Consider the following 23,737-nt stretch of genomic DNA (forward strand, 5'->3'; position numbering starts at 1 on the left):
TCGCGTGCATTTTACAGAGACTGACTGATGGCCCGTTCGCCGAAAACTCCCAAGTCCACCAAGCAGGTCGATGCGCTCAAGCATGACGCTGCCAGCCGGAAGAACATTCCGACCGCGGAAATGGAGAGCTTCTTCCGTCGCGACGAGGATGCTTCGCCGCTGCCGCCGAAGCATTATAGGCGGGCGCGGCCGTTGCCGGAGGGCACCACGCGCACGCCGGAGGAGCCGAGCCAGCCGGAGCTGATCTGGAACGGCATGCGCATCACCATCAGCGAGGCGCAGAAGCAGGAGCTGGCCGAGACCGGCAAGCTCACGCTGTCGGATGCGCAGCTCGTGTGGCGCGGCAAGGACCGGCAGGACTGGTCCGACCTCGTCGTCAACGTGCCGCCGCTCTACATCCAGGAGAAGATCCATCCGAAGGCCATCATCGACGATCTGAAGGGGCACACCGAAAGCAGGCGCGAGGCCGAGAGCGACGCGCCCGACCTGTTCGCGGACTTCAACGGCATCGAACCGGACCAGCGCGCCGAGTTCTATCAGCACGACCAGCACTGGTCGAACCGCATGATCCTCGGCGACTCGCTTCAGGTGATGGCGAGCCTCGCCGAGCGCGAGGCGCTGCGCGGCAAGGTGCAGTGCATCTATTTCGACCCGCCCTATGGCATCAAGTTCAATTCGAACTGGCAGGTCTCGACCCAGTCACGCGACGTCAAGGACGGCAAGCAGACGGACATCAGTCGCGAGCCGGAGCAGGTGAAGGCGTTCCGGGATACGTGGAAGGATGGGATACATTCGTACTTGGCCTATCTGCGCGATCGGCTGACGGTGATGCGCGATCTCCTAACGGAGAGCGGGTCTATCTTCGTGCAGATTGGAGATGAAAACGTACATCGCGTGCGTGCGGTCATGGACGAGGTATTCGGAGAAAGTAACTTTGTTAGCCAGATTGCAGTAATGAAAACAGCTGGCAGGTCGGCGGAATACCTAGCCGGTGTTTCGGATCAGTTAGTCTGGTATGCTCGAAATTTCTTGTCGTTGAAATATCGTAAGCCGCTAGTAGAAAAAGGGCTCGATGACGATCAGGCAAATGTGTATCGGTGGCTTGAAACCCCGGCCGGCGAGCGCAGGAGGATGAGTGACGATGAACTATCATCGTTTCACCCTTCTAAGGGACGTGTCTTCAGGCTCGACAATTTCACGTCTCAGAAGCCTCCCGGATCGTTCGAGTTCGAGCTGTTTGGCCAAAAAATGCGGCCGGGCAAACGTTATTGGTCCACAGGTGAGGTCGGCGTAAGCCGACTGAAGAAAGCTAATCGACTTACTCCATCTGGTTTTTCGGCTGCTTACATTCGATACATCGATGACTTCGGTGCAAAAGAGATCGGCAACGTATGGATTGATACAGGGACGGGGAGTTTCACTGACGACAAGGTATACATTGTCCAAAGCGGAACGAAGACGGTTCAGCGTTGTATCTTAATGTCGACTGACCCTGGCGACCTCGTGCTTGATCCGACTTGCGGTTCCGGCACCACCGCGTATGTCTCCGAGCAATGGGGCAGGCGATGGATCACAGTCGATACCAGCCGCGTGGCCCTCGCTTTGGCGCGGACAAGGCTGATGGCGGCACGCTACCCCTGGTATCTGCTCGCCGACAGTCGCGAGGGGCGCTCCAAGGAGGCTGAGCTGAGTCAACGTGTGCCGGCCGATACGCCCGTGCAACAGGACATTCGCCAAGGCTTCGTCTACGAGCGAGTGCCGCGAATCATGCTCGGCAAGATCGCTAACAATCCGGACATCGACGACATTTGGAATCATTGGCAGACGGCACTGGAGCCTCTGCGCACGGCGCTCAATGCGGCGATGAGCGAAACCTGGGAGGAGTGGCAGGTCCCGCGCGAGCTGCCGGCCGATGCGCCCGCTGCGGCGAAAGAGCCACATGCGAAATGGTGGGAGGCACGGATCGCGCGGCAGCGCGAGATCGATGCGTCGATCGCGGCGCGGGCCGAGGTCGAGTATCTCTACGACAAGCCGTATCAGGACAATGGCCGCGTCCGCGTCGCCGGCCCGTTCACGGTCGAGAGCCTGTCGCCGCACCGCGCCGCGCCCGCGAGCGAGGAGGAACTGATCGACCTGATCGACGCCGCCGCGGGCAAGCGCGCGGCCGGCGATGCCGATCTCGCCGGGCAAGACTTTGCGGCCATCGTGATCGACTATCTCAAGACCGAGGGCGTCAAGCAGCAGGCCAAGGGCGACCGCATCTCGTTCGAGAGCCTCGCGCCCTGGCCCGGCAATTTCATCGGCGCCAGCGGCAGCTTCATCGAGGGCGACAACGGCCCGGAGCGCCGCGCGGCGATCCTGATCGGTCCGGAATACGGCACGGTCGGCCGCCAGGACCTCGTCGCCGCCGCGCGCGAGGCGGTCGACAACCGCTTCGACGTGCTGATCGCCTGCGCCTTCAATTTCGATGCGCATTCCTCGGAGCTGGGCAGCCTCGGCAGCCTGAAGATTTTGAAGGCGCGCATCAATCCGGACATGCACATGTCCGACGAATTGAAGAACACCGGGCGCGGCAACATGTTCGTCGTGTTCGGCGAGCCCGACGTGCAGATCCTCGACGAAGGCGGGTCGGAGATCCGAGTCAAGGTCAACGGCGTCGACGTGTTCGATCCCAACACCGGTGACATCAGATCCAACGACACCAAGGGCATCGCCGCCTGGTTCGTCGACACCGACTACAACGAGGAAAGCTTCTTCGTCCGCCACGCCTATTTCCTTGGCGCCAACGATCCCTACAAGAGTCTCAAGACCGCGCTCCAGGCCGACATCGACGAGGACGCCTGGGCGACGCTCTATTCCGACACGTCGCGCCCGTTCCCGCGGCCGAAGAGCCGCAAGATCGCGGTGAAGGTAATCAACCATTTTGGCGACGAGGTGATGAAAGTTTTTGGAGTGTGAGATGGCTGTGCTGATTGAAGCGATCTCCGTCGTTGTCAAGCTGGCGTCACTCTTCGAACGCGCTCCGACAGGGTGGGACGGCTTCAAGGCGTCGTTGCCTAATGCGACGTTATGCTCAGACAACGAGCTGGCTCGTGTGGGCTTCATGGCGGCTGAAGATGTCAGGACGTTCGTCGAGTTTCTTACGGCTAGCCACGGCCTCATTCATACCAGCAACGGTGAGGCGGTTGATATCGTAGTCGTCGATCAACTGGCCGGGCCAAGATCGAGTTGTTCGTGGATCGAGTACGGTCATGTCAACCTGGGTGGCAACCCCAAGATGCGGGTAGCCGCTTGTCGCCTGAAAGGCAGTGCTGTCAGGCAGGTCTTTACTCCAGATGGGTGGGAGTTCGAGAACAGCCTGTCTCATACCTACGGCTTCGTTCCCGGCGGTTCTGAAGCGAAGTCGTTGAAGTTCCTGCGGACGCAAGACGGAGTGGATGTTTACCGCAATGAATTGACTGGGAAAGAGGTTTACGTAGGCCGAACCGGACTGGACTCGGGGTCCAAGCCATGAACTTCCTGCTCGCCGACACGTTCACCGCCTCCTTCGCCAAGCTTGCCGGCGCGGACCAGAAGGCCGTGAAGGCGAGCGTGTTCGATCTGCAGCTCGACCCCGGCGGCAACGGGCTGCAACTGCACCGGATCGACAACAGCAAGGACCGCAATTTCTGGTCGGCGCGGGTCAATCGCGATGTCAGGCTGATCCTGCACAAGACCGGCGACACCGTGCTCGTCGCCTATGTCGGCCATCACGACGACGCCTATGCCTGGGCCGAGCGGCGGCGGATCGAGGCGCATCCGCGCACCGGCGCGATCCAGATCGTCGAGGTGCGCGAGCGGGTCGAGGAGGTGGCGCCACCGGCAACGCTAGATCTCGTCGTGCCGCAGCCGGCGGCGGCAGGGCCGGGGGTCGCGGCCCCGCTGCTGTTCGCCGCGCTCGATGACGAGGCGCTGCTGTCGATCGGCGTGCCGGCGGACTGGCTGGCCGATGTGAGGGCCGCCGACGAGGACGGCTTCTTCACGCTCACAAAGCATCTGCCGGCGGAAGCGGCCGAGGCGCTGCTCGAATATGCCGCGACCGGCGTGCTGGCGCGCCCGGCGCCTGCGCCGGCCGATCCCTATCAGCATCCCGATGCGCTGCGCCGCATCCGTCCCATCGCCGGCCAGGAGGAGCTGGAGCAGGCGCTGGCGTACCCCTGGGAGAAATGGGGCGTCTTCCTGCATCCCTCGCAGCGCGCGCTGGTGGCGCGCAGCTTCGCAGGCCCGGCGCGGGTGGCGGGCTCGGCCGGCACCGGCAAGACCATCGTCGCGATCCATCGCGCCGTCAGGCTCGCGCGCGACAATCCGCACGCAAAGATCCTGCTGGCGAGCTTCTCGCGGCCATTGGCGGATGCGCTCGCCAAGAAGCTCCTGGTGCTGGCGCCGGAGACCGGCGGTGTGGTGCCGCGCATCACCACGGCCTCGTTCAAGGGCATTGCCGAGCAGATGTATCAGCTCGAACACGGTTTTCGGCCGCGCATCGCCTCCGAGCAGGTGCTGCGCGAGCGGCTGCGCATGGCGTCCGCGGATCTCAAGGGATTCTCCGAGCGCTTCCTGCTGTCGGAATGGAGCAACGTCGTCGCTGCCTGGGGGCTGTCGTCGCTCGAGGCCTACGCCACCGTGCAGCGGATGGGGCGCAAGAGCCGGCTCGGCCCCAACCAGCGGGTGCGGCTGTGGCCGGTATTTGCAGCGGTGCGCGCGGCGCTCGCGGCTGAGCGCTACACGACCTGGGCCAATGTCTTCACCGACCTTGCGACGGCGCTCGAAGGCCGTGCGGCCAGGCCGTTCGACCATGTCGTCATCGACGAGGCGCAGGATCTCGCGCCGGCCGAGTTGCGCTTCTTCGCGGCGCTGGCGCCGAAGGCCAATGATGGGCTCTTCCTGGCCGGCGACGCCGGACAGCGGATCTTCCAGCATCCGTATTCCTGGGCGAGCCTCGGCGTCGACGTGCGCGGCCGCTCGTTCACCTTGAAGGTCTGCTATCGCACCTCGCAGCAGATCCGCCGCGCCGCCGACCGGCTGCTGCCGACGGTGCTGCGCGATTCCGACGGGCTGGAGGACGAGCGGCGCGGCATCATCTCGGTGTTCGAGGGGCCGCGGCCGGAGGTGAAGGCGTTCGCCGATGTCGCGGAGGAGGGCGCGCATGTCGGCGCGACCATCGCGGCATGGCTGGCGGATGGCATCGTGCCGCAGGAGATCGGCGTGTTCGTGCGCACCGAGGCGCTGGTGGCCCGCGCGCGGGCTGCGCTGGCCGGGATTGCGGGGGCTGACGCGATCACCACGGGCGCGATGAGCCTCGCCAAGGGGCTTGAGTTCCGCGCCGTCGTCGTCATGGCCTGCGACGAGGGCATCCTGCCGCTCGACGAGCGCGTCGAGGACGCCGCCGATGAGGCCGAGCTCGACGACATCTACGAGACCGAGCGGCGGCTACTCTACGTCGCCTGCACGCGGGCGCGCGAGCATCTTTTGCTGACGGGGGCGAACCCGACGTCCGAGTATCTCGCTGATTTTATGCAGTAGCGTTGCTGGCGGTTACTCCACCGCATCCTTCTTCGCAATCCTATGCAGCTGCTCGAACAGATCGGCCTGCTCACTCGTGCAGAGACACACGCCCTGCGCGGACTCCGCGTCACCCGCGTTGAGGTAGGCGTGGCCCATGGTGCTGTCGAGATACATGCCGTCGCCCTCGTGCAGGATCTCCGGGGCGTAGAATTCGGTGTGGACGGCGATGGTGCCGCGGGTGACCAGGAAGTATTCCTCGCCGCTGTGGCGGAGCAGGGGGCCGAACTCCTCGAGCGTGCGGGCGCGCACCTCGGCGATCATCGGCACCATGCGCTTTCCGATCAGGTCGGTGCATTGATAGGTGTAGGTGTAGAACCTGGTGTTGACGATCTGGCCCTGGCCGGCGCGGCTGACGCTGCGGCGGGCGGTCACCGGGCGACCCGCCTCGGGGCGCGGCGTCGTCGGGCTGAATAGCTCGGCGATGTCCATCTGCAGGCCCGAGGTGAGCTGCAGCAGCTTGTCATAGGTCAGGGACATCAGGCCGTTTTCGACCTTGGACAGCGTCGACAGCGCCATGCCGGTCTTTTCGGCGACCTGCTTCAGGGTCAGCCCGCGCGCCTGCCGGGCCGCCTTCAGGCACTGGCCGAGCTGGGAGTGGGGGCCTTCGGTCGACGCGCTGATGGCGGTGTCTGTCAAAGCGATCTCCGGAAAATCCGTTAGCGGATCAGGCGTGCCGATGGCCGGGGCAGGCCGACAATCTCGCCCCAAAGAACAACATATTCAATCGGGTGCCCCGATGTCCGAAGGTCATGCGTGGACAGCGGTGGAACAATGCGTTTTCGGGTCGTGCATTCGATTTCCTATATGCTAAATAGTTTTCCGAAACGGAAAAGAGAAGCCCGTGGAATCGATTTGCGACAAGACCGCCGTCGAGCTGGTCAACCTCCTGAAAACAAAGGCGATCTCGCCGGTTGCGCTGCTCGAATCGTGTCTGGACCGGATTGCGGCGGTGAATCCGGCCGTCAACGCGGTGGTGACCCTGGACGAGCCGGCTGCCCGCGCGGCGGCCGAGGTCGCCGAGGCCGAGATCGTGAGGGGCGAGGACCGGGGGGCGCTGCACGGCCTGCCGGTGCTGATCAAGGATACCCAGGACACCGCCGGGATGCGCTCCACCTATGGCAGCCCGATCCTGGCCGACAACGTCCCTGCCGTCGACCAGGCCTCGGTGGGCCGGCTGCGCGCTGCCGGGGCAATCATCTTCGGCAAGACCAACACGCCGGAATGGGCGGCGGGCGGCAACACCCGCAATCCCGTGTTCGGCGCCACCGGCAACCCGTTCGATCCCGCGCGCTCGGCCGCCGGCTCCTCCGGCGGCTCGGCGGTCGCGCTTGCCTGCGGCATGGCCCCGCTCGCCTCAGGGTCAGACACTGGCGGCAGCTTGCGCAATCCGGCCGGCTTCTCCGGCATCGTCGGCATGCGCCCCTCCTACGGCCTCGTCGCCAGCGAGAAGCGCGCCCATGGCTGGTCGTGCCTGTCGACCGACGGGCCGATGGCGCGCGATGTCGCCGACACCGCGCTGATGCTGTCGGTGATGGCGAGCGACGATGCGCGCGATCCGCTCGCCTACACCCTGCCGGGCGAGGCCGTGCGCGGCGCGCCTGCGCGCTGGGCCGTGCCGCCGGCGGTCGAACTCAACAAGCTCAGGCTCGCCTTCACCGAGGATTTCGGCTTTGCGCCGACCGAACAACTGATCCGCCGCGCCTTCCGCGCGCGGGTGTCGCGCATCGCGCCGCTGTTTGCCGGCGCGCATGAGGGCGCGCCGGATTGCAGCGGCGCCGACGAGACCTTTGCGGTGCTGCGTGCCTCGCTGTTCCTTACCCAGCATGGCAAGAATTATCGCGAGCGGCCCGACATGCTCGGGCCGAACGTGCGCGCCAATGTCGAGGAGGGCCTGTCCTACAGCCTCGAGGATTTTTCGCGCGCGAGCGCCAACCAGACCCGCATCTACCGCGCCTATCAGGGCTTCTTCGCCAGCCACGACGTGCTGATCAGCCCGACCATCACCTTGAGCCCGCGGCCGTGGGCGGAGCTGTATCCGGCGGAGATCGACGGCGTGCCGACGCGGTCGTACTTCCACTGGCTGGCGCTCGCCTACGCGGTGACCCTGGCCGGACATCCCGCGCTCAGCCTGCCGCTCGGCCTCGACGACAACGGCCTGCCGTTCGGCCTGCAGATCGTTGGTCCCCGCGGCGGCGACGCGCTGGTACTCGGCGTTGCCGCGGCGCTGGAGGCCGCGTTCGCCGACGATGCCGAGCTGCGCCGTCCCCGGCCCGATCTCGAAAGGCTCGCGTCGCTGCCGCCGCTGGCGCAGACGCCCGGCTTCATGGCGTGGGATTGAGGCGGCACTCATGATCACTACATCCTGGAGCGACTAACGATGTCCGACGCCCCCTCATGGCCGTTCTCGCTGGTGCGCCGCGCCGGCGGCCTGGTGTTCCTGTCCGGCGAGATTCCGGTCGCCGATGACGGCAGCATCCCCGAGGGCATCGCGGCGCAGACCGACCTCGTCTTCAAGCACATCGCGGAAACGCTGGCCGGCGAGGGGCTGACGCTCGACGACATCGTGTCCTGCATGGTGCACCTCGCCGACAAGGCGGATTTCGCCGCCTACAACGAGGCCTATCGCAGGCACTTCAAGGACCCGATGCCGGTGCGCACGACGGTGCAGGCGCAGATGATCGCGGATGTGAAGATCGAGGTCACCGTCGTCGCGGCGGCGCGGACCTGAGCAGGAGTGATGACGATGCAAAGCGCGATCGTTCTCGGTGGTGGCATGGTCGGTGTCGGCACGGCGCTGCACCTGCAAAGCCGTGGCTGGTCAGTGGCGCTGGTCGACCGCAGGGAGCCGGGCCGCGAGACCAGCTACGGCAATGCCGGCATCATCCAGAGCGAGGCCGTCAGGCCCTACGCGATGCCCTATGATATCGCCGGCGTGCTCGACATCGCGCTCGCGCGCACCAACGACGTGCACTACAGCCTCGCGGCGCTGCCCTATCACGTGCGACCGCTGCTGCAATACTGGTGGAATTCGTTCCCCGCGCGCCACGAGGTGCTGACGCGCACCTATGCGCAACTGATCGCGCGCGCCGCGCCCGAGCACGAGCCCCTGATCCTCGCGGCCGGCGCCGGCAACCTCGTGCGCCGCGACGGCTTTCGCGTGCTGCACCGGACGCAGGCGCAGTTCGACAAGGAGGCGAGGGAGGCCGAAGCCGTCGGCAAAGCCTTCGGCGTCAAGTTCAAGCTGCTCAGCGCCCAGCAGCTCAAGCAGGCCGAGCCCGCGCTGATCGACAGCGGCATCGGCGGCCTGCACTGGCAGGAGCCGTGGACCGTGTCGGATCCCGGCAGCCTGGTCGCCTCCTATGCCGAGCTGTTCACGCGCCGCGGCGGCAAGCTGCTGCGCGGGGACGCGACCACGCTGGCGCAGGCGGGCAGCGGCTGGGCCGTCACCACCGCGGAGGGACGCATCGAGGCCGAGGCCGTGGTGGTCGCGCTCGGGCCGTGGTCGCCGGAGTTCCTGACGCGGTTCGGCTACGACATCCCGATGGTGCGCAAGCGCGGCTATCACCGTCACTACACCGGCGGCGCGCCGCTCGATTTGCCGCTGCGCGATGCGGCGCGCGGCTATCTGATGAACCCGATGGCGCTCGGCGTGCGCATCACGACCGGTGCCGAGCTGTCATCGCCGAATGCGAAATCGACCCCGGTTCAGCTCGGCAAGGCCGAGGCTGCTGCGCGCCAGCTCATCGATCTCGGCAGGCCGGTGGAGCCCGAGCCGTGGATCGGCACGCGGCCGTGCATGCCCGACATGCTGCCGGTCGTCGGCCAGGCGGCGCGTCACAAGGGCATGTGGCTGCATTTCGGCCACGGCCACCAGGGCTTCACGCTGGGGCCTGCGACGGGACGCATCCTCGCCGAGCTGATGAGCGGCGAAGCGCCGAGCGTCGACGTCGCCGCCTGCGCACCGGCGCGATTCGGCGCATAGCTGCGAGAGCTGCTGCCGCCCTGCAATTGCAGGCTGCAGAGACGCTCTCCGGGCAGTCCCTTGTTTACCAAGCGGGCCTGTTCTGGGCCGTTCTGGCGCTGCAAAATTTCCACTTCACGAATTCGCAAGCCCGCTCTCCTAGGGTGACGCCGGTTGGACCAGGACGCGGGGGCGAAACGCGTTTCGTGAGTTCTGTCGTCGGCCAGTGATCCGAACATCATGTGGGGGAGCAGATGAACTTCACGGGCCTCATGTACCGCTTCATCTCGAATTTCGTATTTCTCGCGGCCGTCTATCTCAGCCTGAACTACGTCGAGAAGTACCAGAACCGCGCCGTCCTGGCGCTGGTGGTGCTGATCTATGCCGGCATGCGCGCCGTCACGGTGGTGCGCACCTTCCACTTCTTCGGACGGATCGAGAAGATGGAGTCGGACGTTCGCCGTCTGGCCGGCATGCTGGGCGACGGGCCGGTGGGGCAGGTGGTCTCTAGGCAGGTGGTGTCCGACGTCGGATCGCTGCGCAAGGACGGCGAGAAGAAGTCCTACATGGACCTGTTCTTCCTGGCGGCCACCGTCATCCTCTGCGTCAGCAAGCTGGTCTCGAGCTGATCGCGCGCGGCGCAGGCGAATTGTCCCGCGTCCTCACCTGCAACATCTGCGAATGTTCAGCGCCGCCTGAGGCTGGCGAGGCGCACCGGGCGCGGCGCCGGCTTGGCGGCCACAGCCTTCGGGGCCGGGCTCTCGAGCCGGGCCAGCTGGCGCCGCTGCGCCGACAGCGGCGCGACAGGCGGCCATGCGAACAGATCGGACGCCGGCGCTGCCAAGGCCGGCGCCGCAAGCCGCGGCGCGAGCGGCGGACGCGGCCATGCCGGCTTCTGCACGACACGCGCGACAGCCGCCGGCACGTTGAGAATCCCGAAATCGTCCAGCCTGGCCCGGGCCCCGGTATCGGCGCCAGCGAGATCGACGGGCGCGATCTTGGGCCAATGCGCCACCGGGGTCTCGTCCGACGGGCGGTGCACCAGCCAGTCCTCGGGCTCGGTCGGCGTCGCCGGCCGGTCCGGTGTCGCCGCCACGACGTGGACGATGCGGTAGTTCTTGGCCTTGAGCTCGGCGAGGATCTTCGGCAGCGCCGTGGCGGTGCGCGCATGGATGTCGTGCAGCAGCAGGATGCCCTTGCCGCGCGCCTCCAGCCGCTTCATCGCGAGCTCATAGACCTTGGCGCCGGAGATGTTGCGCCAGTCGTCGGCGAGGAAATCGGCGCTCCAGACCTGCAGGCCGAGCGAGGCGGCGTAGCTCTCCACGGCGTCGCCGCGCAGCAGGCCGGGCACGCGGAAGAATGGCGACAGCGCCGACGGATCGGTGAGCGCCGCTGTCGTCCAGGCGATCCCCTGGTCGACCTCGGGCTTGACCTGGTCGAGCGTCATCTTGTTGAAGCTCAGCGGATGGTTCTGGCTGTGGGTGCCGATGGTGTGGCCGGCGGCCGCAAGCTTCCTCACGCCCTCGGGATCGGCCTTGGCCTGGCGGCCGATGGTGAAGAACGTCGCCTTGACGCATTGATCGGCAAGGATCTGCAGCACCTGATTGCTGTATTTCGGCAGCGGGCCGTCGTCGAAGGTGATGACGACCTCGTGATCTTTCAGCGGCAGCGTCTCCTTGTACTGCATCGCGCCGATGCGCGGATGCTCGCGCGGATCGACCACCAGGACGCGCGACGTGCCGAGCGCGTTGGGATGTCCGGGGCAATCGGCTGCCGATGCCGCCGATGATCCGACACTGGAGGCGAAGCAGGCGACGGTGCCCAACAGCACTGCGAGCCATGTTGGCCGTCCGACGCAAGCCCACCGACGATCACGCATCACGCTGCTCACATTCCCTTCACCGTCCCGACGCCTTCGGCCAGGGTCTTCGACGCTCGATGATGTGTCGCAGCCGCGCGGAAGGCGCAAGCGACCGCCAAGACATAGCAGGGATGTTCGGCTGTCGCGAGATGACATCGTTCCGGGTTCCGGTTTGCGCGCGGCTGTTGCCGGATTGCAAGCGGCAGAAATCGCCGCGATCACGGCCGTCGAGCGTAGACAGCGGCCCTGAACGACGGATTAACCACCTTCGTGCGGCGGCGTCGGCGCGGGTGAAGGGCGCTCGCTATGCTGCTCGTGATGCACATCCGCCGGCTGCTTCGGAACCACATGGACCACGCGATAGCCGTGGTTCTTCAGGTAGCGCAGGAACGCGGGCAACATGGCGACCGTGCGCGGCTGCGGATCGTGCAGCAGGATGATGCCCTTGCGCGCCTGGCTCAGCCGGGCGGTCAGCAGCTTCAGCGTCTGCTGCGGTGACATCGGGTTCCAGTCGCTGGCCCAAAGATCGGCCCCGAACACGACGATGCCGCGCGACTGCAGCAGGTCGAGCGTCGCCGGTGTCGATTCGAAATAGGGGAAGCGGAAGAATGGCGTCGACGGCGTGGTCGTCTCCGCGCCGTTGAGCGCCTTCTCGTCGGCGGCGATGCCGCGATCGATCTCATCGACGGCCTGTTCCGGCGTGACGTGCGCGAGATTCGCATGCGTGAAGCTGTGATGGCCTATGGTGTGGCCTTCGGCCGCGATCTTCCGCACCCACGCGGCGCGGCGCGACGCAGGCTCGCCGACCAGGAAGAAGGTCGCGCGCACGCATTCCCTGGCGAGCGCGGCCAGCACCTTGTCGGTCATCGGCGGCGACGGGCCGTCGTCGAAGGTCAGAACCACTTCGCCGTCATGCAGCGGCAGCGTGTCCGGGAAGCTCTTCAGTCCGACGCGCGGATGTGTCGCGGCGTCGACGGTGAGAATGCGCGACGTGCCGAGCGTACCTTCGCGCGGGCATGCGGCAGGCGCGGCCGCGGTGACGTCAGCCGCGAGCAGCGCCGCCACGACGCCGGCCGCGTTTACCCATCCCGTCATCGATCGCCAAGGCCGCATCTTTTCCCGTTGCGCTCGCTGTTGCCGATTATGTAATGCGTGAAAGCACAAATCAGACCATTTGCTCTGAAATCAAGCGCGTGAGGCACGTCATGAACGAGACATCGGACGTTGCCCATGCTGATGCCACTCTACGCGATCGCGCGCCGATGCGCACCGAATCCGGCGAGATTCGCGCCGAATTCATCGCGGCCATCACGGCGGCCATCGCCGCCGAGGACGAGGCGTTCCTGCGCGCCGAGGTCGCCGAGCTGCACGAGGCCGATCTCGGCGACCTGATCGCGGCGCTCGCACCGGACGACCGTGTCCGGCTGGTCGAGCTGACCGGCACCGATTTCGACTTCTCCGCGCTGAACGAGGTCGACGACGCGGTCCGCGAGGAGATCCTCGAGGAGCTCGAGCCCGCGACCGTCGCCGAGGGCGTGCGCGAGCTCGAATCCGATGACGCCGTCGAGCTGTTGGAAAGCCTCGACGAGGAGGACAAGGAGGAGATCCTCGAACGCCTGCCGCCGTCCGAGCGCGACGCGCTCGCGCGCAGCCTCGACTATCCCGAGGGCTCGGCCGGCCGCCGCATGCAGAGGGAGTTCATCGCGGTTCCGCTGGGTTGGACGGTCGGCGAGGCCATCGACTACATGCGCGAGACGCGGGATCTGCCCGAGCGGTTCTACGAGATCTATGCGGTCGACGACGCACGGCATTGGCAGGGTGCGGTGTCGCTCGATACGCTGCTGCGCGCCCGCCGTCCGGTTCCGCTGGCCGATCTGATCGACGAGGACCGCCGTCGCGTCACCGTCACCGACGATCTGGCCGAGGTGGCGCGGCTGTTCGGCAAGTACAATCTGGTCGCGGCCCCCGTGGTCGATGCCGAGAACCGGCTGGCCGGCGTCATCACCATCGACGACGTGGTCGATGTCATCGAGGAGGAGGCCGACGAGGATTTCAAGGCGCTCGGCGGCGTGTCGGGCGACGAGGAACTGTCCGACAGCGTCTGGACCATCGCCAAGGGCCGCTTCAACTGGCTGCTGATCAATCTTGCCACCGCGTTCCTGGCGTCATCGGTGCTCGGCCTGTTCGAGGACCAGTTGCAGCAGATGGTGGCGCTCGCCGTGCTCGCGCCGATCGTCGCCAGTCAGGGCGGCAATGCCGCGACCCAGACCATGACGGTGGCGGTGCGCGCGCTGGCGACGCGGGAGCTCGGGCCGAACAATGCGATGCGGGTGGTGATGCGCGAGGGGCTGGTCGGGCTCGTCAATGGCCTGGCCTTTGCGCTCGTCACCGGCATCGCCGCCGTGGCGTGGTTCAAGATGCCCGGCCTCGGCATCGTGATCGGGCTTGCAATGATCTCGAATCTCGTCGCGGGTGCGCTGGGCGGCATTCTGATCCCGATGGTGCTCGAACGGGTCCGGGCCGACCCCGCCGTCGCCTCCGGAACCTTCGTCACGACGGTGACCGATGTGGTCGGTTTCTTCTCGTTTCTCGGCATCGCCACGCTCTGGTTCGGCCTGAAATAACCCCGGCGCCTGAACGACTTATATCGTTAATCCGGCCTTAACGTGGTTCGGCGAGACTGTCGCTCGACACGGAGTCGGACGATGCAACGCTTGCGGCTGAAGGCAGATGGACGGATCGTGGAGCTGCGCGACGGGGAGGAGATTCCGCTGGCGCCCGCGGCTCCGCTCGAAGTGCGCGATCTCAGGCGGCGGGTGCATCTGACCCAACAGGAATTCGCCGCCAAGCTCGGTGTGCCCGTCGAGACCATCCGCAATTGGGAGCAGGGCAAGCGCATGCCGCGCGGCCCGGCGCGCGCGCTGCTCACCGTCATCGCGCACGCGCCCGAGACGGTGTTCGCGGCTTTAGCCAAGACTTAAGCCCACCACGGGTCGTGCGTTGGCAACGCCCAGCGTGTGCCTACATAATGTTGCACGCGCGCTGGAGTGCACGGCCATGCTGATGATCGAGGCCAATGGTGCCAGGATTCCCGCCTTGGGTCTCGGAACCTGGGAGCTGCGTGGCCGCACCTGCAGCCGCATCGTCGAGCAGGCGCTCACTCTCGGCTACCGGCACATCGACACCGCGCAGGTCTATGAGAACGAGCACGAGGTCGGCGAGGGCCTGCGTGCGTCCCGCGTCCGGCGCAACGAGGTGTTCCTGACGACCAAGGTGTGGACCACGCATTTTGCGCCGCACGATCTCGAGCGCTCGGCCAAAGAGAGCCTGGTCCGGCTGCGCGTCTCCGAGGTCGACCTGTTGCTGCTGCACTGGCCCAATCCGCACGTGCCGCTGAGCGAGACGCTCGGCGCGCTGGCCCATGCCAAGACGCTCGGGCTCGCACGCCATATCGGCGTGTCCAATTTCACGGTCGGTCTGCTCGACGAGGCAGTGGCGGCATCGCCGGAGCCGCTGGTGTGCAATCAGGTCGAGTATCATCCCTATCTCGATCAGACCAAGGTCCGCGAGGCCTGCGCGCGCCATGGCATCGCGCTCGTCGCCTACAGCCCGATCGCCAAGGGCAAGATCAAGAACGATCCGACCTTGACGCGGATCGGCCGCGCCCATGGCAAGAGCCCGGCGCAGATCTGCCTGCGCTGGCTGGTGCAGCAGAACGTCGTGGCGATCCCGCGGACCTCCAAGGTCGAACGGCTGTCCGAGAACCTCGACGTGTTCGATTTCGAGCTCTCGGAGCAGGACATGGCCGACATCTTCGCGATGGGCAGCCCCGAAGGACGGATGACCAACTTCGCCTTTGCGCCGAAATGGGATTGAGGGCGGCGCCCGCGCATTTGTGCTACAGCCTGACATGACAGGGAGCGGCCGGCGGGCCGCACGACGGCGGCTGCCGCATTCCCTGCCGATGATCAGAGCGATGGCGCACCGCGCGCCTTCGCTCATGCGCGGGCGTAGTGAAGCAGCATGGAACGTTGGCAGTTCATCCGTTGGGGCATCGCCGCGTCCGTGCTCGCGCATCTCCTGATCGCCGGTGGGGTCGTGGTCTCGACCTCGGTCCGGCCTTACGAGCTGCCCAAGAGCGACGAGATCGAGGTCAACATCGTCGACGCTGACGAGCCGCAGAAGACGCCCGAGCCGGTCGCCACGCCATCGCCATCCCCGACGCCGGATCTGGTGCTGCCGCAGCCGGACCCGAGCGCCTTGCCCGCGGCCGCCGCACCGCCACCGCCCAGTCCCCCGCAGGACGCCAGGGAGACCCCCAATCCTCCGATGCAGCCTGCGCCGGCGGCGAAACAGCCAGTGCAGGCTGCATCGCCCAAGGCGGTGAAGACGGCCGCAAAGGCGGAGAGCAAATCCGCCGTCAAGCCGGCGCCGCCACCCGCGCCGACCTATGTGCCTCCCGAACCGGATCTCACGGTGAAGTATGGGGTCATGCTCGGTCTACCCGAGCCGCTGTCACCGTTGCCGCGTCCCGGCGGCCCGGAGGACGGCAAGGACGCCGGGCCGACCGCGACGACGAACCTCGCCGCCAATCTGGAAGCGGCCCTGCGGCAGAAGGTCAGGAGCTGCGCGCGGCTGCCGGCGTCGCTGTCCCTGTCGGACAACGTGCTCATCAGGCTGCGCTTTGGCATGACACCGGATGGACGGCTGGCGACGGAGCCGGAGGTGATAGAGGTCGTCGCAGCCTCCAAGGCGATCCAGCTCAAGGAGAGCGCGGTCCAGGCGTTGAATGCCTGCCAGCCCTACGCGATGTTGCCTCCCGATCGCTACAACGAGTGGAAGGTGATCGAGATGTCGTTCACGCCGCAGGATTTCGCCCGCTGATCTACCCTGCGGCCGGCGACGGCACGGGGACGGGCGCGTGGTCTGGGGCGTAGCGCTTGTGTGTCGACGCAGCGGCCGATCATCCTGTATGCGTCGCCCATAGCATGAGCGTCGACGGCGCGGCTGCGCGGGCCGTCCACGCCCAACACGGAGACGGTGCGACATGACGCTGAAGCTGGTGATCGGCAACAAGAACTATTCCTCATGGTCGATGCGGCCGTGGCTGGCGCTGCGCGGCTGCGACATCGCCTTCGATGAGATCGTGATCCCGCTCTACACCGCCGATCCCGCCGACAAGGCGCGCATCCTTGAGCATTCCCCGGCCGGCAAGGTGCCGATCCTGATCGATGGCGCGATCAGCGTATGGGATTCGCTCGCGATCATCGAATATCTCGCCGAGCGCTTCCCGCAGGCGGGGCTGTGGCCCGCCGATGCCGCTGCGCGCGCCCATGCCCGATCCGTCTGCGCGGAGATGCACTCCGGCTTTCCGGCCTTGCGCAACGAATGCCCGATGAACCTGCACCGGCCGGTGCGGCCGGTGGAGCTGTCTGCCGATGCCAGGGCCAACATCGCCCGGATCGAGGACATCTGGCGCGACTGCCGTGCCCGCTACAGCCATGGCGGGCCGTTCCTGTTCGGCCGCTTCGGCGCCGCCGACGCCATGTTCGCGCCGGTGGTCACGCGCTTCCACAGTTTCGCCATTCCGGTCGCCGCCGAAACCCGCGCCTACATGGACATGATGATGGCGATGCCGGCCTTCGCGGCCTGGGTGAAGGACGGCCTGGCGGAGGACTGGGTCATCGAGCGGGTCGAGAACATCTGAGCGGTCTCGTCCGTTCGCGATTTGGTCCGTGGTGGACGAGCGAACCCCGACCCGCTCGTCCAAGAATACCGTTTGCGGGTCCATCCCGTTGAAGACTCTCGCAATCTCCGCGTTTGCCATGTCGTGAGGTCGCTGGTCAGGGCGGGCGGCGGCGTGATATAAGGGCAATATTTATAAAGACACGCCGGCCCGGGCAGCGGGACCAGGGGCTCTTGCCGGCATGCGAGCAGGAGAGGGCGTTGAAACACAAGTTCCCCATTGGGGCGACCGTCTATTTCACCGCGAGCAACGTCTCGCGTCCGGCCGCCACAGGCACCTACGAGATCATCCGCCAGCTTCCGACGGAAGACGACGACTGCCAGTATCGGATCAAAAGCTCGACGGAAGCCTTCGAGCGGGTTGCCAGAGAGAGCCAATTGGCCTTGTCTTGAAGATGACGTGCCGCGTCGGCGGACGCGGCCGCCGGAGACATGGCCGAAGCGAGAGGGGGAGTTGCCACGCGTTCGGGAGCCGTGGCGCGAGGCGATGACGATTGCTGCGCGATCCCTTTGGGGATAGCGGGTAGCTCCACACCATCCGGCGCCCGCAGGCGTATGGAATCGTCTTATTGTCTTGGTGGGGCCGCAATCGATCGGGTGATCATTTGAATTTGATGATCGTTTCACGGCCGTCCCATGTAGGGACGCCATCGGGGCCGTTTTCGCTGGCCCGCGTCAGGAACAAGCGCGCATGAACTCGACCTGGCCTTCCTCGTTGGATCAGCTCTTGAACTCACCGGCGTTCCCGATGTGGCTCACCGTTGCCGCGGCGGGTTTCTTTGCACTGGTCGTGCTGATGACGCTGCTCAGGGCCGAGAAATCGGTCGCCAACGGCGCGCTGACGGTGATCACGCTGCTGGCGGTCGGGATTGCGGTGGCGTCGATGATGCGGAGCCAGGATGCGACCCCGCGTGGCGCCAATGGCGATCCTGCGGTGACCGCCTCCGTCGGCCTCTCGGCACCCGCCCTGGCCTGCGTGGATGATCTCGCCGGCGATCTGGTGCTCGCGAATTGCGAGAAGAGCCTGTTCGGATCGGCCGAGATGACCGCCGCGGCCGTCAGTTATGCGGCGGGCATGCTGAGCCGGCTGTCCCAGGTGGGCGACGTCGCCAGCGCCAACAAGGTGATGACCGCGGAGCTGCTGGCGCTGCGCCGCGCCGTCGAGCGCGATCGTTATGGCCTGATGGCCTATGTGCTGCTGACACGCGACCGCTGCACGCCGAGCGATTGCGTGATGTTCCGTGCCGTGGGTGATCGCCAGCAACTGATGAACAACATGGAAGGGCGGACCTATGAGGGGCTGGTGACGCGCTACGCCTCGCAGTGGAATGCGGCGCCGGGCCAACCGGCCGCTGGGACCTTTGCGGGATTGGCGCCTCCAGGGCTGGCGCCGTCGGCGCCGAACGGCAAGCCGACGACCGCCGAATTTCCCAGCTCGGCGAACACCCCGCCGGTCAGCATCATGAATCCCGAGCCGACGGCCTCGACGCGCTCGGTCGCCCCGGCAGCCGCCGCGCCGAAACCGCCGACGCAGCTTGCGCCGCCCGCAGCCCCACCGACCGTGGCTGCCAGCCACGCCCAGGCGCCGCCGGCGGCCAAGAAGGCCGCGCCGAAGCCGAAGCCGGCCGCTGCGGCGCCTCAAGCGGCGCCTGAGGCCGCCGAGCCGGCCGCCAACAACGAATAGATCCCGCTGGTCGAACCGCCATCATGCCTCTGCACCTGATCAAGCTCGCCGTCGGCTGCGAGTCCGTGAAAGAGCTGAAGGAGTGGATCGCCGAGCGCATGCTCGCGGCCAAGAAGAAGGGCCTGCCGCAGCAGCACGTCCATGTCACGCGGATGACGCCGAAACGGGTCGAGGACATCCTCGCCGGCGGCTCGCTGTATTGGGTGATTCGCGGTGAGGTCGCCGCGCGCGAGAAGATCGTCGGCATCGAGCCGTTCCGCGACGGCGACGGCATCGGGCGGTGCCGCATCATCATGCAGCCGAAGGTGATCGCGGTGTCGCCGCGGCCGATGCGTCCGTTCCAGGGCTGGCGCTATCTGACGGCCGAGGATGCGCCGGCCGATCTCGGCAAGTCCAGTGCGGCGGGCGTCGAAGCCATGCCCGAGCCGCTGCGCCGCGAGCTGCGCGATCTCGGCCTGCTGTAGCACTTTGATGAGCCGGTGGTGTTGCGCGTGAGCATCTCACGCGAGGCGGAAGTCAGCCTCGCTCGCAAGGGCCGGGCGTACGCTCGACGCGGCGTCAGTTGTCCTTGCCTCTGCCTTGCGGGCGAGGGCGCGCTCACGGTGTTGGCGGACGGCTGGTCTCCCGGCGGCTCACGCGGCGATATTGTCGATCAGTCGCGTGGTTCCGATCTTGGCCGCGACCAGGATGCGTTTCGGTCCTGACTCGTTCGGGGCGATGGGCGCCAGCGTCTCGGCGTCGCGGACCTCGAGATAGTCCAAGGCAAAGCCGGCTTCGGTGATCGCGGCGGCGCCATCCCCAATGGCCGCCTGCATGTCGTCGCCGGCGCGCAGCCGGGCCGCCAGCTCCTTCAGGACACGGTGCAGCGTCGGCGCCGCCCGCCGCTCGTCTGCCGTGAGGTAGACATTGCGCGACGACATCGCGAGTCCGTCGCGTTCGCGCACCGTACGGGATCCGACGACACGGACGCCGAGATCGAGGTCGCGCGCCATCTGGGCGACGACGCGGAGCTGCTGATAGTCCTTCTCGCCGAAGATCGCGACGTCCGGCCGGCATTGCGTGAACAGCTTGGCGACCACGGTCGCGACCCCGCCGAAGAAATGCGGACGGAAGCGATCCTCCAGCCCGGCCAATGCCGCGCCCTCCGGCACGATCCGCGTCGCGAAGCCGTCCGGATACATCGCCTTCGCGTCGGGATGCCAGATCAGATCGACGCGCTCGGCCGCGAGTTTCGCAACATCCTCCTTCCAGGTCCGGGGGTAGGACCCGAAATCCTCCGTCGGCGCGAACTGAGTCGGGTTGACGAAGATCGAGACGACCACCTTGTCGGCGCGGCGCTTCGCCAGCCGGACCAGCGAGATGTGCCCTTCATGCAGGGCGCCCATGGTCGGCACGAGCGCGATGCTGGCTTTTCTCGCGCGCAAGCTGTCGAGCTCGCGGCGGAGGGCGGAAACGGTGCGGGCGACGCGCGGGCTTCGTGACATTTTTGCTCGATCTCACAGCGAAAAATTGCGGTTGCACTGTTCGGCCTTGACGCTCGGGCGACTGCCCTTAACAAGAACGCGACACGCCGCTCAGCATACTTGAATACGCCTGTTAGCACGTCTCCGCGTCCGATGCGGAGTTGGTAAACGCGCGCGTCAAGTAGTAGCGGAGGATGCGTCCCCCGTGGGATTCACGATGACGATGCATTTCACTTGACCGCAGACGACCGTGACTCGAAGATGATCGTAAGAGGTCGACAACATGCTGGTGCAAACTAGCCAAGGACAATCGGGCTCGGCCCACGTGGTTGTGCTTGGAAACGAGAAGGGCGGGTCGGGCAAGTCGACCACCGCCCTGCACATTGCCGTGGCACTCCTGAAGGCCGGCCAGCGTGTCGCCACGATCGATCTCGATTGCCGCCAGCAGAGCTTCACCCATTACATCAACAACCGGAGCGCCTGGGCGCGCCGCACCGGCCTGCGCCTCGAACTGCCGACGCACTACTGCATCCAGCTCGGCCGGACGTTGCAGATCGACGAGAACGAGAACACCGAGTTCCAGCAGTTCATGGAGGCCGTGAGCGCCGTCGAACGCTCGTTCGATTTCATCGTCATCGATACGCCCGGCAACGACAGCTACCTGATGCGCCTGGCGCATTCGATGGCGGATACGCTGGTCACGCCGATCAACGACAGCTTCCTCGACTTCGACGTGCTGGGAACGGTCGATCCCGCGACCTATGCCGTGACCGGCGAGAGCCACTATGCGGAGATGGTGCGTGACGTCCGGCGCAAGCGCCGCCAGGTGGACGGTGCGATGACCGACTGGATCGTGGTCCGCAACCGGCTGTCGATGCTCGGCTCCCGCAACAAGCAACTGGTCGCCGACGGCCTCAAGGACCTGTCGCTGCGGCTCGGCTTTCGCGCCATCGACGGCTTTGCCGAACGCGTCGTCTACCGTGAGTTCTTCCCGCGCGGACTGACCGCGCTCGACGACATCGACGAGGCGACCCTGGGCACCCGCCCCAATCTCGGCCACGTCACGGCCCGGGAGGAGGTCACCAGCCTGCTGCGCCAGCTCAAGCTGCCGCTGGACGAGCGCGGCCGCCGCCGCGCCGCGAACCGCGCCGAATGGTTCGCCCAGGTCGACAAGCCACTCGACCTGCACGACATCATCAGCGCCTGAATACCGTCCGCACTCGGGCGAGACCTCGCCTGAGACATTGTGCGCGTTGAACGTGCGCCCGGCTTGGTTAAACAATCTGCGGACAGCGGTGGCGGGTAACGGCGCGTCCGGCCTGTTTTGGGGGCGGACAGAGGAAGATTTGTCTCAGGTCAACGCCGCAGCCGCCAATTTCGCTAGATTACCGTCAAATTCATGACTGATTTGAACCTGACGTTCAGGGCTCAAGTCGCAAGAGACGGGCGGCGGAACCCAGCTATGCTGCACAGCAACTAGGTGCGGCGCACAACGAACGGGCGACGGATACACAACATTTGGTCTTCCTGTCACAGCGCCGTTACATATATTAAACAGAACGGGTCGCGAGAGTCTTACAGGTTCAAAACTACCTTTGATTGTGCTCCCGAGGGACGAACATGAAGCGTGGAATAACCGTTCTTGTGTCTGTCAGCGTGCTGGCGGCGGTCGGCTACTTCACCGCGAGCAAGTGGGCTATCCGGCACGAGACCATCAGGTTCTATGACGCCTCGCGCGACAACCGGCTGGTCGAGGTCGCCGTGGCCGTCCGGCGCGACAAGGAGATGCAGGCCGAAGCCGGCATGATCAAGCTGCCGGTCGCGATCCTCAATCACGGCAACACCGTCAAGTTCACCGAGTACTCGTTCCTGGCCAACGTATTTGCTGCGCGCGGCTACATGGCGGTCAGCATCCAGCACGACCTGCCGACCGATGCGCCGATGGTGACGAAGGTCGGCGAGCCCTATGTCGGCCGGCTGCCGCAGATCCAGCGCGGTGTCGCCAACATCCGGTTCGCCGTCGAGCAGATGCACCAGGTGCAGCCGAATGCCGACTATGATCATCTGACGATGGTTGGTCATTCGATGGGCGGCGACATCTCGATGTATTTCGCCAAGCAGTATCCCGAAGACGTCCGGAAGGTCGTCACGCTCGACAACCTCCGCGTCCCGTTCGTCACCGACGGCAAGTTCAAGATCCTGTCGTTCCGCTCGAAGGACCCGCAATTCAAGACCGATCCCGGCGTGATCCCGAGCGACGACATCTGCGAGAAGGAAGGCATCACCGTCGTCAAGACGGACTTCCAGCACAACGACATGCGCGACACCGGACCTGACGACGCCAAGTCGTCGATCCAGGCCATGCTGGACAAGTTCCTCGCCGATAGCGACAGCACCAGCGACATCGGGCCGGTCGAGACCAAGACCCCGTTGCTCGATCCGGGTCCCGTCGCGCCTTATGCGCCGGTTGGCAAGACCGCGACGCCGGCCAAGCCGCTGACGCATTGAGCGCGCAAGCCGCCGGGGCGCGCGCCAGCCTCGCCTGATCCTTGCCTGCCACGTCGGCGGGCAGATGCGTTGCCGTTGTTGAAGCCGTCCGTCCGCCTGCCCACATGATGCGCGTCCGAGCAAGGTGCGTGCATGGTCGATGATCGTTCGAAGCCCGGTTCTGCCCCGTTGACCTCGGCCGAAGAGGGATCGCGCCAGCAGCGGTTGCCCGACAATGAGCGTTCCACGGCAGACGCCGTTGCGGCGTTCGTTGCGCAGGCCAAGGCCATGGCTCCTGCCGCTCAGGGAACCAGAGGCCGTCTCGTCTTTGCGCTTGATGCGACCCTGAGCCGCCAGCCAACCTGGGACATGGCCTGTGCCCTGCAGGCCGACATGTTTCGCGAGGCCGCCGCACTCGGCAGCCTCGATATCCGGTTGGTGTACTATCGTGGCTTCGATGAATGCCGCGCCACTGGCTGGATATCCGACAGCGCTGAGCTCGCCCGGCTGATGGGCAAGATCGATTGCCGCGGCGGCCAGACCCAGATCGGCAAGGTTCTTGCCGAGGCGCGGCGCCATGCGACAGCATCCGGAATCCGCGCCGTCGTGTTCGTTGGCGACGCGATGGAGGAGAATGTCGACGTGCTCTGCGCAAAGGCCGGCGAGCTCGGCCTGCTGAAGGTTCCGCTGTTCATGTTCCAGGAGGGCAATGAGCCCGCGGCCGAGCAGGCGTTTCGCGAGATGGCGCGGCTGTCGGGGGGAGCATGGTGCCGTTTCGATCCCGGCGCATCCGCGCAGTTGCGCGACCTTCTGCGCGCCGCCGCGGCCTACGCGGCGGGTGGCCGGGCGGCGCTGCTCCGGCTGGCCGGCTCCGAAGCGGGCGCGGCACGCCTGATCGGGCAGATGAAGTAGAGATCGATTTCGGCGGCCGCCAA

Annotated in this window: 22 protein-coding genes; 18 read left to right on the forward strand and 4 right to left on the reverse strand. The window is 66.1% G+C overall.

Features of this window, described 5'->3' with window-relative positions:
* Window positions 1-27 precede the first annotated feature (27 nt).
* From ACQR0W_RS25255 to ACQR0W_RS25265, 3 genes are read left to right on the forward strand one after another with little or no spacing between them, the layout of a single operon-like run.
* The gene (locus ACQR0W_RS25255) at window positions 28-2,958 is read left to right on the forward strand and encodes a site-specific DNA-methyltransferase (protein ID WP_316187321.1); all 2,931 of its coding nucleotides are present in this window, start codon (window positions 28-30) and stop codon (window positions 2,956-2,958) included.
* 1 nt (window position 2,959) lies between these two features.
* On the forward strand, window positions 2,960-3,514 hold the full coding sequence (locus tag ACQR0W_RS25260) for a hypothetical protein (RefSeq protein WP_316187320.1): 555 nt from the start codon (window positions 2,960-2,962) through the stop codon (window positions 3,512-3,514).
* The gene (locus ACQR0W_RS25265) at window positions 3,511-5,559 is read left to right on the forward strand and encodes a UvrD-helicase domain-containing protein (protein ID WP_316187319.1); all 2,049 of its coding nucleotides are present in this window, start codon (window positions 3,511-3,513) and stop codon (window positions 5,557-5,559) included. Before ACQR0W_RS25260 ends, ACQR0W_RS25265 begins: the two co-directional genes overlap by 4 nt.
* A 12-nt stretch (window positions 5,560-5,571) precedes the next feature.
* Here the strand turns inward: ACQR0W_RS25265 and ACQR0W_RS25270 are convergent, their stop codons facing one another.
* A complete protein-coding gene (locus ACQR0W_RS25270; protein ID WP_316187318.1) occupies window positions 5,572-6,237 on the reverse strand; it encodes a helix-turn-helix domain-containing protein in 666 nt (221 codons plus the stop codon).
* 205 nt (window positions 6,238-6,442) lie between these two features.
* Here ACQR0W_RS25270 and ACQR0W_RS25275 point away from each other — a divergent pair, with 205 nt between their 5' ends.
* From ACQR0W_RS25275 to ACQR0W_RS25290, 4 genes are all read left to right on the forward strand, one after another.
* On the forward strand, window positions 6,443-7,939 hold the full coding sequence (locus tag ACQR0W_RS25275; protein ID WP_316187317.1) for an amidase: 1,497 nt from the start codon (window positions 6,443-6,445) through the stop codon (window positions 7,937-7,939).
* Window positions 7,940-7,978: 39 nt separating this feature from the next.
* Window positions 7,979-8,329, forward strand: coding sequence for a RidA family protein (locus ACQR0W_RS25280; RefSeq protein ID WP_315753009.1), 351 nt, complete (start codon window positions 7,979-7,981; stop codon window positions 8,327-8,329).
* A 15-nt stretch (window positions 8,330-8,344) separates the two neighbouring features.
* On the forward strand, window positions 8,345-9,583 hold the full coding sequence (locus tag ACQR0W_RS25285; protein ID WP_316171456.1) for an NAD(P)/FAD-dependent oxidoreductase: 1,239 nt from the start codon (window positions 8,345-8,347) through the stop codon (window positions 9,581-9,583).
* Between the two features lie 233 nt (window positions 9,584-9,816).
* Entirely contained in the window at window positions 9,817-10,191 is a 375-nt protein-coding gene (locus ACQR0W_RS25290) for a hypothetical protein (protein WP_315718356.1), read from the forward strand.
* A 56-nt stretch (window positions 10,192-10,247) separates the two neighbouring features.
* On the opposite strand, the gene ACQR0W_RS25295 is transcribed toward ACQR0W_RS25290, so the two are convergent.
* Both ACQR0W_RS25295 and ACQR0W_RS25300 read right to left on the reverse strand, forming a co-directional pair.
* Window positions 10,248-11,441 (reverse strand): polysaccharide deacetylase family protein, encoded by a 1,194-nt coding sequence (locus tag ACQR0W_RS25295; protein WP_315718357.1) that lies wholly within the window; start codon window positions 11,439-11,441, stop codon window positions 10,248-10,250.
* A 240-nt stretch (window positions 11,442-11,681) separates the two neighbouring features.
* Window positions 11,682-12,518, reverse strand: a complete 837-nt coding sequence (locus tag ACQR0W_RS25300; RefSeq protein ID WP_316187316.1) for a polysaccharide deacetylase family protein — start codon at window positions 12,516-12,518, stop codon at window positions 11,682-11,684.
* 110 nt (window positions 12,519-12,628) lie between these two features.
* Here ACQR0W_RS25300 and mgtE point away from each other — a divergent pair, with 110 nt between their 5' ends.
* The 8 genes from mgtE to ACQR0W_RS25340 all read left to right on the forward strand — a co-directional run bounded on the left by mgtE (window position 12,629) and on the right by ACQR0W_RS25340 (window position 19,316).
* A complete protein-coding gene (gene mgtE, locus ACQR0W_RS25305; RefSeq protein ID WP_316187315.1) occupies window positions 12,629-14,047 on the forward strand; it encodes a magnesium transporter in 1,419 nt (472 codons plus the stop codon).
* Window positions 14,048-14,128: 81 nt separating this feature from the next.
* Entirely contained in the window at window positions 14,129-14,404 is a 276-nt protein-coding gene (locus ACQR0W_RS25310; protein WP_315718360.1) for a helix-turn-helix domain-containing protein, read from the forward strand.
* A 76-nt stretch (window positions 14,405-14,480) separates the two neighbouring features.
* The gene (locus ACQR0W_RS25315) at window positions 14,481-15,299 is read left to right on the forward strand and encodes an aldo/keto reductase (RefSeq protein ID WP_316187314.1); all 819 of its coding nucleotides are present in this window, start codon (window positions 14,481-14,483) and stop codon (window positions 15,297-15,299) included.
* 147 nt (window positions 15,300-15,446) lie between these two features.
* On the forward strand, window positions 15,447-16,307 hold the full coding sequence (locus ACQR0W_RS25320) for a hypothetical protein (protein ID WP_316165100.1): 861 nt from the start codon (window positions 15,447-15,449) through the stop codon (window positions 16,305-16,307).
* 163 nt (window positions 16,308-16,470) lie between these two features.
* Window positions 16,471-17,130 (forward strand): glutathione S-transferase family protein, encoded by a 660-nt coding sequence (locus tag ACQR0W_RS25325; RefSeq protein WP_315718363.1) that lies wholly within the window; start codon window positions 16,471-16,473, stop codon window positions 17,128-17,130.
* A gap of 239 nt (window positions 17,131-17,369) precedes the next feature.
* Window positions 17,370-17,561 (forward strand): hypothetical protein, encoded by a 192-nt coding sequence (locus ACQR0W_RS25330; protein ID WP_315718364.1) that lies wholly within the window; start codon window positions 17,370-17,372, stop codon window positions 17,559-17,561.
* Between the two features lie 298 nt (window positions 17,562-17,859).
* Window positions 17,860-18,852: a hypothetical protein gene (locus ACQR0W_RS25335; RefSeq protein WP_315827277.1), complete on the forward strand. Its 993-nt coding sequence runs from the start codon at window positions 17,860-17,862 to the stop codon at window positions 18,850-18,852.
* A gap of 23 nt (window positions 18,853-18,875) precedes the next feature.
* On the forward strand, window positions 18,876-19,316 hold the full coding sequence (locus ACQR0W_RS25340; RefSeq protein ID WP_316171451.1) for a DUF1489 family protein: 441 nt from the start codon (window positions 18,876-18,878) through the stop codon (window positions 19,314-19,316).
* A gap of 168 nt (window positions 19,317-19,484) precedes the next feature.
* On the opposite strand, the gene panC is transcribed toward ACQR0W_RS25340, so the two are convergent.
* A complete protein-coding gene (gene panC / locus ACQR0W_RS25345; protein ID WP_315718367.1) occupies window positions 19,485-20,336 on the reverse strand; it encodes a pantoate--beta-alanine ligase in 852 nt (283 codons plus the stop codon).
* Between the two features lie 262 nt (window positions 20,337-20,598).
* Between panC and ACQR0W_RS25350 the strand changes: the two genes are divergently transcribed.
* The 3 genes from ACQR0W_RS25350 (at window position 20,599) to ACQR0W_RS25360 (ending at window position 23,714) form a co-directional block, all read left to right on the forward strand.
* Window positions 20,599-21,522 carry a division plane positioning ATPase MipZ gene (locus tag ACQR0W_RS25350; RefSeq protein WP_315718368.1) on the forward strand — a complete coding sequence of 308 codons (924 nt, stop codon included), beginning with the start codon at window positions 20,599-20,601 and terminating at the stop codon, window positions 21,520-21,522.
* 413 nt (window positions 21,523-21,935) lie between these two features.
* The gene (locus ACQR0W_RS25355; protein ID WP_315718369.1) at window positions 21,936-22,823 is read left to right on the forward strand and encodes an alpha/beta fold hydrolase; all 888 of its coding nucleotides are present in this window, start codon (window positions 21,936-21,938) and stop codon (window positions 22,821-22,823) included.
* A 132-nt stretch (window positions 22,824-22,955) separates the two neighbouring features.
* Window positions 22,956-23,714: a VWA domain-containing protein gene (locus tag ACQR0W_RS25360; protein WP_315718370.1), complete on the forward strand. Its 759-nt coding sequence runs from the start codon at window positions 22,956-22,958 to the stop codon at window positions 23,712-23,714.
* The last annotated feature ends 23 nt before the right edge of the window (window positions 23,715-23,737 follow it).

It is taken from the genome of Bradyrhizobium sp. HKCCYLRH1034 (assembly GCF_051168375.1).
Classification (GTDB): Bacteria; Pseudomonadota; Alphaproteobacteria; order Rhizobiales; family Xanthobacteraceae; genus Bradyrhizobium.